Here is a 12,455-nt window from a genome sequence, read left to right as displayed (position 1 = left end):
CAGGTCCTCAGCAGCAGGGCTGGTGCGTGTCGCAGACTGAAGGCCGGGTTTCAAGCTGGAAAGTGGGATGGGCGATGTCAAAACGCGTCCGGACGAGTTCGGCAGCGCGGGCGATGACCAGATCCGTGCTGACGGGTTTCGTGGGGTCGCAGACGAGATGGACGGTCAGGGCGGTCTCGGTCGTGCTCATGGCCCAGATGTGCAGGTGATGCAGTCCGGAGACGCCATCAAGCGACAGGAGCGCGGCCTGCACGGCGTCAGGATCGATCCCCGCCGGGACCGCATCGAGCGCCAGGTTCAGCGAGCTCCGCAGTAGCGACCATGTCCCGATCACGATGGAAACCGATACGATCAGGCTCATGATCGGGTCGATGATCGTATAGCCCGTGAACGCGATCAGCAGTCCCGCGATGACGACCGAAAAGGCCATGACGGCATCGGCCGCCATGTGCAGAAACGCGCCGCGCACGTTGAGGTCGCTCGATGCGCCTTTAATAAAGAGCAGGGCCGTTACGGCGTTGACGGCGATCCCGACCAGCGCCACCCAACTGATGACCTCGCCCTGGACAGTCTGGTGCGAGAACAGGCGCAGGACGGATTCCCAGACGATGCCACCCGTGACGAGCAGCAGGATCGTGGCATTCGCGAGGGCCGAGAGGATCGTCGAGCGGCGCAGGCCGTAGGTGAAACGCGCGCTGGACGGGCGTGTGGCGAGAACCTGCGCCAGCCAGGCTCCGGCAAGGCCGAGTACGTCTGACAGATTATGTCCCGCATCGGCCAGCAGGGACATAGAGTGTGCCCAGATGCCCCACAGGGCCTCCCCCGCGACATAGGCCGTGTTCAGAAGAATGCCGATGGCAAAGGCCGTGCCAAAACTTGCAGGCGTATGGACATGGGCATGTCCGAAGCCGAACCCGTGACTGTGCCCGTCGCAATGGTCGTGATCATGGTCATGGCCGGCGTGATCGTGGTCCGTGTGGTCATGCGTGTGATGCTCATGCGGAAGGGTGGTGCCATGATGATCGTGATCGCAGGCGCAGTCGTGATGGGGATCTGAGGTCATGGAGGCCAGTGCTGTGAGAATTGAGGGGTAACCTTACTGCATGTAAGGCGGCCGTCCCATATCTATTGCCGAACCGTGCATGGCATGGTGTCGTGACTGATATGAACAGCAGCGCTCCTGATGCGTCAGGATGTGCACATGAAGAAGGAGAAAGAGACGATGGCTGAAAAGCGTATTCTCATGATCGCGGGTGATTTCGTCGAGGATTACGAAATCATGGTGCCGTTCCAGATGCTGCTTCTGGTCGGACACAAGGTCGATGTAGTCTCGCCGGGCAAGAAGGCCGGGGAGCAGGTCGCAACGGCCATTCATGATTTCGAGGGCCATCAGACCTATACCGAAAAGCGCGGCCATAATTTCACGCTGAACGCGACCTATGCGGGCGTGACAGCCGACGCCTATGACGCGCTGGTTATTCCGGGCGGACGCGCTCCGGAACAGCTCAGCACCGATGAAAGCGTCCTGGATCTGGTCCGCGCCTTCGTCGAGAGCGGAAAGCCGGTCGCGGCTGTCTGTCACGGTCCGCAGCTTCTGGCGGCGGCAGGCGTCATCAAGGGGAAGAAGATCTCGGCCTATCCGGCCTGCCGTGCAGAAGTGCTGCTCGCCGATGCCGAATACCAGTCCGTCCCGATGGATGGCGCGGTGACGGACGGGCAGTTCGTGACCGGGCCGGCCTGGCCCGCGCATCCTGCCTGGATCGGGCAGTTCCTCAAGGTTCTGGGCACGCAGATCACGCCGTAAGGGATTTGCGCCGGATCGCTCACAACATTGTGGCGAAACGCGGCCTGAAATCGTAGAGAGGGAGCATGACGACTTCCTCTCCTTCTCCCGATCAGCAGCCCAGACAACGCACCGGCAGTTTCGGCCGTGCGGAAGGCCTCATGGAGCGCGCGTTTTTCGCGACACGCTGGATTGCAGCACCGCTCTATTTCGGCTTGACGGTCGGGCTGCTTCTGGTGGCTTTCAAGTTTTTCCAGCAGCTGATCGGGCTGGTGCTGAAAGCCTCAGGGCTGGATTTCGACGACGTGTTCGTCGGCGTGCTGGACCTGATCGATCTCGTTCTGCTGGCCAATCTGCTGCTGATCGTCATGTTCTCGGGTTACGAGAACTTCGTCTCCCGCCTCGATATCCGCAGCCACGAGGATTATCCGAGCTGGATCGGGCATGTCACGTTCGGAGACATCAAGATCAAGCTCATGGCCTCGATCGTGGCCATGTCCGCGATCCATGTGCTGGCAGACTTCATCCGCGTGGACGAGACCTCGACGCGCGCTCTGGAATGGAGTGTGGGCATTCATCTGGCTTTCGTCGTCTCCGGCGTGCTGATGGCCATCATGGACCGGATCATGGAAGGCTCGCCGGATACCCATCACGCTGATCCTGCGCCGGCTGTCTCGAAAACGGCAGGGGATGGGCACCACTGATGATCCGCATTACCGAACTGCGCCTGCCGCTGGATCATCCGGAGGAGGCGCTGCGCGAAGCCGTGCTTGCGCGTCTGAACATTGCGTCCGAAGACCTGAAGGCCCTGCACGTGGCGCGTCGTGGATATGATGCCCGCAAGCGCGGCCATATCGTGCTGGTCTATAATGTGGACTGCGACGTTGCCGACGAAGCCACAGTATTGGCTGCGCATGAGGGTGACCAGCGTGTGCGGCTGACGCCGGACACGACCTATCATCCGCCGGAAGCGACGCTGCCTGAAGGCATGCCGCGTCCTGTCGTGATCGGCGCAGGGCCATGCGGGATCATGGCGGCGCTGACACTGGCACAGGCCGGACTGAAACCCATCATCATTGAGCGCGGCAAGGATGTGAAGGCGCGGACGGTCGATACATTCGCCCTGTGGCGCAAATCCGTCCTGACGCCTGAAAGCAACGTGCAGTTCGGTGAGGGCGGGGCGGGGACGTTCTCGGACGGCAAGCTCTATTCCGGCGTTTCTGACCCGCGCCATCTGGGACGGCATGTCCTGGAAGAATTCGTGCGGGCGGGGGCTCCGGAAGAAATCCTGACCATTTCCAAACCGCATATCGGCACGTTCCGTCTGGTCACGATGGTCATGTTCATCCGTGCCGAAATCGAGCGTCTGGGCGGTGAGTACCGTTTCGAGACCCGCGTTGAAGGGTTCGACATGGAAGGCGAGGGCACGGAGCGTCGTCTGCGCGGCCTGCGTCTGTCCAGTGGCGAAACGCTGCCAGCGGAACGTGTCATTCTGGCTGTCGGACATTCGGCGCGCGATACGTTCGAGATGCTGCGTGACGCTCAGGTGGAGATGGATGCCAAGCCGTTCTCTATCGGTGTGCGGATCGAGCATCCGCAGTCGGTGATCGACGTAGCCCGTTTTGGGGCGAGCGCCGGGCATGAAATGCTCGGAGCTGCGGATTACAAGCTCGTCCATCATGCGTCGAATGGCCGTGCGGTCTATTCGTTCTGCATGTGTCCAGGAGGGCAGGTCGTGGCGGCGACATCCGAGGAAGGACAGGTCGTCACCAACGGCATGAGCCAGTATTCGCGGGCCGAGCGCAATGCCAATAGCGGCATCGTCGTCGAGGTGAAGCCGGAACTGGATTTTCCGGACGATGTTCTGGGTGGTGTGGCTTTTCAGCGGAAATGGGAAAAAGCGGCGTTCGTCGCGGGCGGCAGCAACTACAACGCGCCGGCCCAGAGGGTCGGGGATTTTCTGGCGGGCCGTCCCTCCACGTCTCTTGGGGCTGTTGTGCCGTCATACCAACCGGGTGTGACGCCGACGGATCTGACGCAATGCCTGCCGGCTTTCGTGACGGATGCCATCCGCGAGGCCCTGCCGCAGTTCGAGCGCAAGCTGCGCGGATTTTCGATGGAAGATGCGGTCATGACCGGCGTGGAAACGCGGACGTCGTCTCCGATCCGCCTGCGTCGTGACCGTGAGGGGCAGAACCCGACACTGCGCGGTCTGTTTCCGGCCGGTGAGGGCGCAGGATATGCCGGAGGCATCGTTTCCGCCGGGATTGATGGCATCCGGGCGGCGGAGTGGCTGGCAGCCTCCCTTTAAGAGGCCGTTTCGTCGCCTTCCATGTGTTCGCCCGGAAGTTCTTTCGGGCGGATGAGGGCGATGGCGCCAGTCACAAGGCTGGTGCCCAGCACGAAGATCTCGGCTGACAGCGGCAGGGTGAGGGCTGTGGGCCCGAACATGGGCACGAATTTCTGTGCCATACCCTGCCCGATGGAGCCGAGCGCATAGCCCAGCCCCATACCGAAGCTGCGTGTGTCGGACGGGAAGCGCTGGGCCAGATAATACGGGACAAGGGCAAAGATACCCGAAGCGGCTCCTCCCATGACGAAGGCGGCGACCAGCAGCATGGTCCAGCCCGGTGCGCTCAGGAATGGCCAGATCGCCAGCATCACCACGACCAGCGCACTGATCATGACGCGAAGCTCGCCGAACCGCTCGGCCAGCCAGCCGCAGAGCACCTTTCCGCTGAATGATCCGAGGCAATAGAGCGTAACCGGCCAGAACACCGCCTGCTGTGTCAGGTGATGGCTGCCGCGCAGGATCGTTGGGTAATAGGTGTAGATCGCTGCTTTCTGAAATTCGAGAAAGCTCATGAATGCGATGGCCTGAAGCGCGGCCCCTGTCAGGCGGAATTTCGGACGCAGCTTTGGCTGGACATGTTGCTGACGCCCCTGTGCCAGCCGGACTTCGCGGTTGCGGAGCCAGACCGGGCTTTCCGGCACGCCGATCCGGACGAACAGTGCCAGCAGGGCCGGGGCCAGACCGATGAAGAACAGCACGCGCCATCCATAATGCGGTAGCACCAGAGCCTGTACGCCGGCTGCGACAAAATACCCGACTTCATAGCCGGACATCATGAGTGCGGAGGCCATGGGGCGCGTCCAGGCGGGCACACTTTCCATCAGAAGCGCGGCCGAGGCGGTCCATTCTCCGCCAAAACCAATTCCGAACATGAACTGCACGGCCATGAGCACATAAAAGTGATGGGACAGGCCTGTCAGGGCGGAAAAGAGCGCAAACCACACCACGCCGAGCATGAAAGCCGGCTTGCGACCATAGCGGTCGGCCAGCCAACCCCAGCCGGTATTGCCGACGGCCCGGCCGATGGACTGGCCCATCAGGACGGCCCCCAGATCGGCGATCGTGCACCCGAAATCATGGGCGATATCCGGCAACGTGAACATGAGCGTCGTCTGGTCGAAAGCATCCAGGAACCAGCCCAGAAAAGACGCAAAAGTGACCTGCCAGTAGGGCAGGAGAGCACGCAGGGAACCTTGGGAAGAGGGCGATACGGCGGAGCGGGTCGCAGCATCCGTCATGCAGAATGGTCCTGTCCCGGCCACGGAAAAAAAGCCGCGCCGAAGGGGTGTCACAGGCCCGGAAGAATGTCCGGACACGAAACCGTAACAGCTTTGTCCAAATTGATCGAACGAAGAGTTTGAACGGAAAGGCCAGAATAGGCCGGGCGGGTATGAGACGGCGTCTGCCGTTCAAAGCACATCAGAAAAACCTGCCGCTATTAAGGAAAAATTAGGCTGTTGGCCGCCATTGTCCCTGTCATGAAGAACGGAGGTGTCCGCATTGGATGATCTAGGACAGGGAGCGACTTCGGTGCCGGCAGCCCCTCAGAACCTGCATGCCGGCCGGACAGTCATGGCAGATGGGCTGTCCGAACTGCCAGAAAGCAGCACCGGCTACGCTACGCCCATGAGCGCGTCGAGTGCAGGAATGTTTGCCACGACACTGCGAAGCCGGAGGGCGCGCCAGAAGAGCGCGCTGCCGCCGTTGCGATGGCTGCCACGTTTTATGGTGGGCCGCGGTGGCATGGACAAGGTGATCGGGGCGCAGGTGGATATGAGCCAGCTCTGGCTCTCGGTGCCACGACGGACCCTGCGCAAAAGCCGGCGTAAGAGTCTCGGTCAGCAGCAGCGGGAGTTTGACTCGGATCTGTTGGGGAATGCCTGTTCGCAGGCGGTGACCTGGCCGGACGGTATGCGTCTGATGGTGTCTCTGGAAGACGATCAGGCACCGGATGGCGATTTCAATGGCCGCCTCAATGCTGTTCTTCAGACCAGCGGTTTTCCGGTCAGCCGGCTTGATCTTGTCTTTCAGGAAAGCGGACTGGCGCAGGACGACAAGGAAACCTGCTACACCCTGTCCGCACTGCGTGATCAGGGATGCCAGATTTTTCTTGGAGGATTTGGCAGTGCGCCATCCAGCCTGAGTCTGCTGCGCGAGCGGGCCATGGGTGGTCTGCTGGATGGGGTCCAGTTTGACGTCTCCATGCTGGCACCGTCTGGCATGTCTTGGCAGCAGTCCGGGAATGCGCCGCTTCTCGATGAAAGCGCCATGCTTTTTTATCGGGCGGCTCTGGAAGCGGTCAAAGCGCTGGGACTCAAGGTCCGGGGCATAGGGGTGGACTCGCCTGATCTTCTGGCCTTCGTGCAGAAGGCTGGATGCGTCGAGGCTTCAGGAACGGTTCTTGCCACGCCTGAGACGACGGCACAGATTACCGAGCGTTTCGAAGAGACGGCAGGACGCCCACGTCGCCGACGCATGGCAAGAACGGCGGAAGGCCTCTAGAGGGGCTTTCCGCCGTTTCCATAAGGGTGATCTGGCATCGGCCGTTCAGTTGATCTTACACTGATAACTGAAAAGTCGTTCCGGATTTTCCCGAAGCATGGAGGCGAGCATCGGAAGAACCTCGGTCAGCGCATTCTCGACCGCCTCGGGCGACTGACCGGTTTCTTCACAGATATGGTTCAGGCGCCTTTCTCCCATCAGGTCTTCGACCTGTTCCGGTGAAAGGGGGGTGGAGGGGGGAAGCCGGATTTCACTGATCGCCGTGGCCAGCTGGCAGTCTTCTTTCATCATCTTGATGGTGACTTCTGTCATGCCGGAACGATCCGTACTTGCACCACTCAGCCAGTCGCCGAAACGGATAAAAACGGATGTTGCAGCCTGGGCTTCGGTCTGGCCGGTGCCAGAGGCCGGAGACTTGGATGTGAATGTGTTCTGAGCGGTCATTGTCAGGCTCCTTTCGTCAGGAGAAAACGGGCCTCTGCCGGGCTGGTGGCCCTGCATCCAGAACGTTTTTCCTGACCAAAGGGTGCCGGCATCTGGCAACACCTTTCTGTGTTGTTTGTCACAGGAAATGGGCGTGTTGTCACACTTCTGATGCAGGCCCGGTTCAACGCAAAGCGGCGCTTTCCACCAGAACAATTTCTGCATCTTCCCGCGCGGTGAGGGTAATGCTTTCCACGTCGCTCAGGGCCGCGCCGTCCCTGTGTCCGACGATCTGACCATCGATCTCCACGCTGCCGGTCGCCGGAACGAGATAGGAGAACATGCTCCGGTCCGTCTCGAAGGTCAGCGTTTCACCGGCCTTGAGGGTCGCGCCCAGAACGCGGCCACGGGTTCGGATGGGCAGGGCGTTGTCTTCCGGGAAACCTGATGCGAGCGGGACGAACCGGCCGTTGCGTTCATGGCGCGGAAACGGACGTGTACCCCAGGACGGCTTGCCGCCTGTGCCATCTGGGATCAGCCAGATCTGGAACAGTGTTGTGGCGTCATCATCCCTGTTGAACTCGGAATGGACGATGCCGCTGCCTGCGGACATGACCTGCACGTCGCCCGCTTCGGTCCGGCCACGGTTGCCGAGGCTGTCCTCATGCGTGATGGCGCCGGTGCGGACATAGGTGATGATTTCCATGTCGCGATGGGGATGGGCGCCAAAGCCGTTATGGGGTGCGATGCGGTCGTCATTCCAGACGCGCAGGCGGCCCCAGTGCATACGGTTGCGATCGTGATAATCCGAGAAGGAAAAATGATAATGGGCGTCGAGCCAGCCGTGATCGGCATGGCCGAGAGAAGCGAACGGTCTGATGTCCAGCATGGGATCATGCTCCTGAATTGATGTCTTGTTGCAGATAATGGGGTAGGGAGGTCATGAAGAAAATGGAAAGGATGGAAATGTGAAGTTTCCAGAAACCACATGACCGGTCTGCCTGATCTGGAAGGCTGGGCTGTGTTTGCGCGGGTGGCGGAAAGCGGTTCCTTTGCCGCGGCTGCACGTTCTCTCGGGCTTTCGGCGCCGACTGTTTCCAAGATCATGGGGCGTCTCGAGCATCGGCTTGGGACGACGCTGTTCCAGCGCAGTGCGCGCCATCTTTCCCTGACGGCAGAGGGGGCGGAATGTCTTGAGCGAGCGCGCCGCATCCTTTCGGAAGGTGAAGGACTGGAAGCCGAATTGCGGGAAGGAACGGCCACGCCGCGTGGTCTGATCCGGCTGGCGGCGCCCATGACGTTTGGGCATGAGGTGCTCGGGCCCGCCTTGCCCGGATTTCTGGAACGCTATCCGGATATCACGCTGGATATGGATCTGGATGACGGGGTTGTGGATCTGCTAGCGGGGCGGTTTGAAGCGGCTGTCCGGATTACGTCCGGGTTGCTTCGCCCGGCCGTATCGGGGCAGGCGTTTCTGCTGTGCCGGTCCGTGACGCGGCTTGTCTGTTCGCGGCAGTTCCACGGGACGCTGACGCAGGTGGACAGTCCCGAGGATCTGGCCGGACAGCCGGGGCTTCTTTATGCCAATGCGCCAGTTCCCGATTTTCTGCGTCTGAAACATGAAGACGGCCGGCAGGCTTCTGTAAGACTGAAAGGGCGTGTGACCGCCAATAGCGGGGATATGCTCCTGCCCGCCATTCGATCGGGTCTGGGGATCGCGCTTCTGCCGGAGTTCATGCTGCGGCCGGATCTGGAAAGTGGTCGGATCGTGGAAGTGCTGCCCGGCTGGACAGGGGCCGAGCTGTCCGTCTGGTTCATTGTCACGGGGTGTGGGGCCACGCGGACGCAGATGTCAGCCCGGCTGCGGGTTCTGCTGGCTTATCTGGAGAGAGTGCTTGGCGAGATCGTGTCACAGGATTACAGTGCCGGGCAGGAGAAAACGCGATGAACTATGATGCGATGTTTCAGTCCGCCCTTGACGGTCTGCATGCGGATGGCAGCTACCGTTATTTTGCGGATCTGGAACGCCGGGCCGGTAACTTCCCCAAGGCTTTCCATCATGGCCTGGGCCGTGATGTCACGGTCTGGTGCTCGAACGACTATCTTGGCATGGGGCAGCACCCCGAAGTCCTGACAGCCATGCATACGGCACTGGACGAAACGGGCGCCGGAGCAGGCGGAACCCGCAATATTTCGGGCACCAACCACTATCATGTGGAGCTGGAAAAAGAGCTCGCCTCCCTGCATGGCAAGGAAAGCGCGCTGCTCTTCAATTCCGGTTACCTGTCGAACTGGGTGACGCTCGGGACCATCGCGGGGCGTCTGCGCAACTGCGTTGTGCTGTCCGACGAGCTCAATCATGCGTCCATGATCGAGGGCATCCGTCATTCCCGCGCCGAGAAGCAGATCTTCCGTCATAACGATGTTGAGGATCTGGAGCGTCGTCTGAAGGAGCTGCCGGCGGATGTTCCGAAGATCATCGCTTTCGAGTCTGTCTATTCGATGGACGGCGATATCGCCCCGATCGAAGCCTTCTGTGATCTGGCCGACAAATATGGCGCCATGACCTATCTCGACGAGGTTCATGCCGTTGGCATGTATGGCGATCATGGTGCCGGTGTGGCCGAGAAGCTGGGCCTATCCCATCGCCTTACGGTGATCGAGGGCACGCTGGGCAAGGGCTATGGCGTTGTGGGTGGCTATATTGCTGCATCTGCCGCGCTCTGCGACTTCGTCCGTTCCTTCGGGTCCGGCTTCATTTTCTCCACGGCGCTTCCGCCGATGATTGCGGCTGGTGCCCTCGCCAGCGTGCGGTACCTGCGGAACAGCAGTGCCGAGCGTGAAGGCCAGCAGCGGGCCGTGGCCTATCTGCGGCAGGCTCTGGACAAGGCCGGCATCCCGCATGTCATGAACCCGAGCCATATCGTCCCGGTCATGGTGGGTGAGGCGGAACTGTGCCGCAATCTGTCTGACGAACTGCTGAACCGGTTTGGCAACTACATCCAGCCGATCAATTTCCCGACTGTCCCGCGTGGCACGGAGCGTCTGCGTATTACGCCGACGCCGCTGCACACGAACGGGATGATCGACGAACTGGTCGAGGCTTTGGCAACCTTGTGGCAGGAGCGTCAGCTCAAGACGTCCAAGTCCGCCGCAGCCTGAGAAGGGGGAGCTTTAACGGCTCCCGTCATCTCTGCTGCAAAGCGAATAAAAAAGGCAGACCCTTTTCGGGGCCTGCCTTTTTTAGTGTCGGTCTACTGTGCAGACAGTGCTCAGGCCGCAGCTTTTGTCTGAACGCCGTGAGCGAGGATCTGGAGGCTGAGAATGCCGCCGGATGTTTTCAGCAGTGAACCAAGGTCGAGGCGGGCATTGCCGCCGGTCCAGCGCGCATGGCTGCTTTCGATGTTCCACCATCCATCGGCATACGGGTCCGAAAGATGATCCGAAAGACGATGCGTCCGCTCACCGGACCAGAGGGTGGCTTCACCGACCAGGAGGCCGAGTTTGCGGCGATCATCCACGAAGGGGCCGATCTGGTCTGTCGGACGTGCGGCGGAGCTCATGATCCGGACAGACTGGCAGTCTTCGGGAAGCATGAAGACGAACTGCTCGCCGCTGGTGCGGATCGGCTGCAGGGCCGTGCCGTCTTTCAGCAGAAGATGGATGTCGCTGCCTGTTGCCGATACCGGCGCCTCGGTTTCCGGACGGGTGTAGCCAAGGTCAGCGGCCCTGAGCGCCAGTGCTGCAAACAGGGGCTCGACATGGGCGCGGTCCGTCACGAGCGGAACAGCTGCATCCTTCTCCCAGGTGAGGGCGTGCAGACGGGCCAGCGCGTTGCCCTGCATGAGGGCATCGGAGCGATGGCCGGCATCCAGGAAGCTTTCTGACAGGGCTCCATTGGCGACCAGAACGGAATGCTGTTCGGTTTCCACATGGTAATAGTCATAGGCCGTGATCGAATGGTCATAGGCAATGGTCATGCCATTGACGAGCATCCGGACCGGAATGAACGTGCCTTCGAGCATCATGCAGTGCTCGGGTGTGACCAGCAGATCGCGGTTCGGAATACCGTCAGCCAGAGCGTTGGCGCGGATGCGGACAGGAACGGAGTCCAGATCCGGCGCGCCGGTTTTCCCGGTTGTGGCATGGGCATGGCCGACGCGCGTGATCGTGCGCGTGGTGGTCGTGCCGTTTTCATAGACCGTGACCAGATCACCAGGCTCGAGCGTTTCAATGGCGCGTTCGCCGTCTGGCGTAAGCAGCATGGTGCCTGCAAGGTAGCAGATCAGTTTGGAGCCGTTGATAACACTCCAGCTTCCATCTGCATTCTGCACGACTGTTGGGGTGCCTGCTTCATAGTTCGTGCCGAAAGTGATGTTTGAAAGCTGGATTTTGTTCCACGGGTCGAACATGATGTTCAGCGAATAGGTTCCATCGCCATTGCTCTGGAAACTGGCGCTGATCGGCGCGCCCTGCTGCTTCTGGCCCGCAATGGTGATCACGGAGGTTGCGTCATAACCCGTGATCTTCGTGCTGACCGTCTGGTCGTAGTCCTGCAGAATGATCTGGTTATAGGCGCCATTTGCAGCATCGCTGCCGAAGACGATTTCCTTACCGGCAACGGCGTTGTTGACGTACAGGGACGCCCCGTTCTGCAGCACGGTCTTCAGCGACGAACCCATCTGGAACCAGGCGTTCGTGCTGCCCAGTGCTGATCCGTCCAAGATCAGGGTGCCGCTGCCGTCCATATTGTGGCTGCTGATCGCGATGGCCGGATTGCCACTGATCTGCAGGGTTCCGTTGACAACTGTATTGCTGCCGAGGTCCACGGCGCCGGACGTGGCGACGTTCATCGTCCCGCCCTGGTTGACCGTCAGCTGGTTGGTTCTGAAAACCGTGGCGCCGGCGTCAGAGGAGGTTGCCGTGACGTTGAGCGTGGCATTGGCATTGACTGTCAGCGTGCCGAAATTTGTTGCATTCGCCTGTGCAGCAGTGATCGTGACCGTCCTGTTATCGGACGTGCCGGCCACCACATTGTCCCAGCCATAGTTCTGGGGGACTTTGGTTTCGCTCCAGTTTGCGGCAGCGAACCAGTCGCCAGTTGCGCCACCTGCCCAGTAGTTTGTCATTTCTTTGAGTCCTGATGAGGCAAGAAGCCGTTCCCCCGGAAAGGCGGAGCGTTTCATGACCTGACTTGTGACGCGTTGTCTCACGTGAAGAGTTAATTATTAGGTAATTTGAGTGCAAGATCATTCGCGTTTCAGAAATGAAAACGTCCATGACAAAATATTAAACTGTTGTTCTGCAATGACTTGCCGGAACGTGGTTTGCAGTTCCCGAATATGTGAATCGGTACTGCAGAGGTGTTTTTCAAGAATAGAGACGTCAGGACCG

The 12,455-nt window shown here is 60.4% G+C and carries 11 protein-coding genes; 6 read left to right on the top strand and 5 right to left on the bottom strand.

Annotated elements, in window-relative coordinates; genetic code table 11:
• Positions 1-7: 7 nt before the first annotated feature.
• Complete coding sequence (locus tag HKD24_RS04630; RefSeq protein ID WP_194259217.1) at positions 8-1,063, bottom strand: cation diffusion facilitator family transporter; 1,056 nt, start codon at positions 1,061-1,063, stop codon at positions 8-10.
• A 138-nt stretch (positions 1,064-1,201) separates the two neighbouring features.
• Here HKD24_RS04630 and HKD24_RS04625 point away from each other — a divergent pair, with 138 nt between their 5' ends.
• The 3 genes from HKD24_RS04625 (at position 1,202) to HKD24_RS04615 (ending at position 4,094) form a co-directional block, all read left to right on the top strand.
• Entirely contained in the window at positions 1,202-1,804 is a 603-nt protein-coding gene (locus tag HKD24_RS04625; protein WP_457851941.1) for a DJ-1/PfpI family protein, read from the top strand.
• A gap of 65 nt (positions 1,805-1,869) precedes the next feature.
• Positions 1,870-2,487: a TIGR00645 family protein gene (locus HKD24_RS04620; RefSeq protein ID WP_194259216.1), complete on the top strand. Its 618-nt coding sequence runs from the start codon at positions 1,870-1,872 to the stop codon at positions 2,485-2,487.
• The gene (locus tag HKD24_RS04615) at positions 2,487-4,094 is read left to right on the top strand and encodes an NAD(P)/FAD-dependent oxidoreductase (protein WP_194259215.1); all 1,608 of its coding nucleotides are present in this window, start codon (positions 2,487-2,489) and stop codon (positions 4,092-4,094) included. The genes HKD24_RS04620 and HKD24_RS04615 overlap by 1 nt, the downstream gene beginning before the upstream one ends.
• Here HKD24_RS04615 and HKD24_RS04610 read toward each other — a convergent pair.
• Positions 4,091-5,374, bottom strand: a complete 1,284-nt coding sequence (locus HKD24_RS04610; protein WP_194259214.1) for an MFS transporter — start codon at positions 5,372-5,374, stop codon at positions 4,091-4,093. The genes HKD24_RS04615 and HKD24_RS04610 overlap by 4 nt on opposite strands.
• 292 nt (positions 5,375-5,666) lie before the next feature.
• Here HKD24_RS04610 and HKD24_RS04605 point away from each other — a divergent pair, with 292 nt between their 5' ends.
• Complete coding sequence (locus HKD24_RS04605) at positions 5,667-6,638, top strand: EAL domain-containing protein (RefSeq protein ID WP_194259213.1); 972 nt, start codon at positions 5,667-5,669, stop codon at positions 6,636-6,638.
• 45 nt (positions 6,639-6,683) lie between these two features.
• On the opposite strand, the gene HKD24_RS04600 is transcribed toward HKD24_RS04605, so the two are convergent.
• Positions 6,684-7,082, bottom strand: a complete 399-nt coding sequence (locus HKD24_RS04600; protein ID WP_062507363.1) for a YidB family protein — start codon at positions 7,080-7,082, stop codon at positions 6,684-6,686.
• A gap of 163 nt (positions 7,083-7,245) precedes the next feature.
• Positions 7,246-7,950, bottom strand: coding sequence for a pirin family protein (locus tag HKD24_RS04595; protein ID WP_062507365.1), 705 nt, complete (start codon positions 7,948-7,950; stop codon positions 7,246-7,248).
• 99 nt (positions 7,951-8,049) lie between these two features.
• Between HKD24_RS04595 and HKD24_RS04590 the strand changes: the two genes are divergently transcribed.
• Entirely contained in the window at positions 8,050-9,009 is a 960-nt protein-coding gene (locus tag HKD24_RS04590; RefSeq protein ID WP_194259212.1) for a LysR family transcriptional regulator, read from the top strand.
• On the top strand, positions 9,006-10,223 hold the full coding sequence (gene hemA, locus HKD24_RS04585) for a 5-aminolevulinate synthase (protein ID WP_194259211.1): 1,218 nt from the start codon (positions 9,006-9,008) through the stop codon (positions 10,221-10,223). Before HKD24_RS04590 ends, hemA begins: the two co-directional genes overlap by 4 nt.
• Before the next feature lie 110 nt (positions 10,224-10,333).
• On the opposite strand, the gene HKD24_RS04580 is transcribed toward hemA, so the two are convergent.
• Entirely contained in the window at positions 10,334-12,190 is a 1,857-nt protein-coding gene (locus HKD24_RS04580) for a Hint domain-containing protein (RefSeq protein WP_194259210.1), read from the bottom strand.
• Positions 12,191-12,455: the final 265 nt, after the last annotated feature.

Origin of the sequence: Gluconobacter vitians, assembly GCF_015244565.1 — a bacterium.
Lineage (GTDB): Bacteria > Pseudomonadota > Alphaproteobacteria > Acetobacterales > Acetobacteraceae > Gluconobacter > Gluconobacter vitians.
Note: the sequence above shows the minus strand (reverse complement) of the source record. Positions and strands in the feature narration are given on the sequence as shown.

What these genes read in the sequence shown, in the direction of transcription:
- HKD24_RS04610 (WP_194259214.1), bottom strand. Translation starts at nt 5,374, where the DNA reads ATGACGGATGCTGCGACCCGCTCCGCCGTATCGCCCTCTTCCCAAGGT.
- HKD24_RS04590 (WP_194259212.1), top strand. Translation starts at nt 8,050, where the DNA reads ATGACCGGTCTGCCTGATCTGGAAGGCTGGGCTGTGTTTGCGCGGGTG.
- HKD24_RS04625 (WP_457851941.1), top strand. Translation starts at nt 1,202, where the DNA reads ATGAAGAAGGAGAAAGAGACGATGGCTGAAAAGCGTATTCTCATGATC.
- HKD24_RS04615 (WP_194259215.1), top strand. Translation starts at nt 2,487, where the DNA reads ATGATCCGCATTACCGAACTGCGCCTGCCGCTGGATCATCCGGAGGAG.
- HKD24_RS04595 (WP_062507365.1), bottom strand. Translation starts at nt 7,950, where the DNA reads ATGCTGGACATCAGACCGTTCGCTTCTCTCGGCCATGCCGATCACGGC.
- HKD24_RS04580 (WP_194259210.1), bottom strand. Translation starts at nt 12,190, where the DNA reads ATGACAAACTACTGGGCAGGTGGCGCAACTGGCGACTGGTTCGCTGCC.
- hemA (WP_194259211.1), top strand. Translation starts at nt 9,006, where the DNA reads ATGAACTATGATGCGATGTTTCAGTCCGCCCTTGACGGTCTGCATGCG.
- HKD24_RS04600 (WP_062507363.1), bottom strand. Translation starts at nt 7,082, where the DNA reads ATGACCGCTCAGAACACATTCACATCCAAGTCTCCGGCCTCTGGCACC.
- HKD24_RS04620 (WP_194259216.1), top strand. Translation starts at nt 1,870, where the DNA reads ATGACGACTTCCTCTCCTTCTCCCGATCAGCAGCCCAGACAACGCACC.
- HKD24_RS04630 (WP_194259217.1), bottom strand. Translation starts at nt 1,063, where the DNA reads ATGACCTCAGATCCCCATCACGACTGCGCCTGCGATCACGATCATCAT.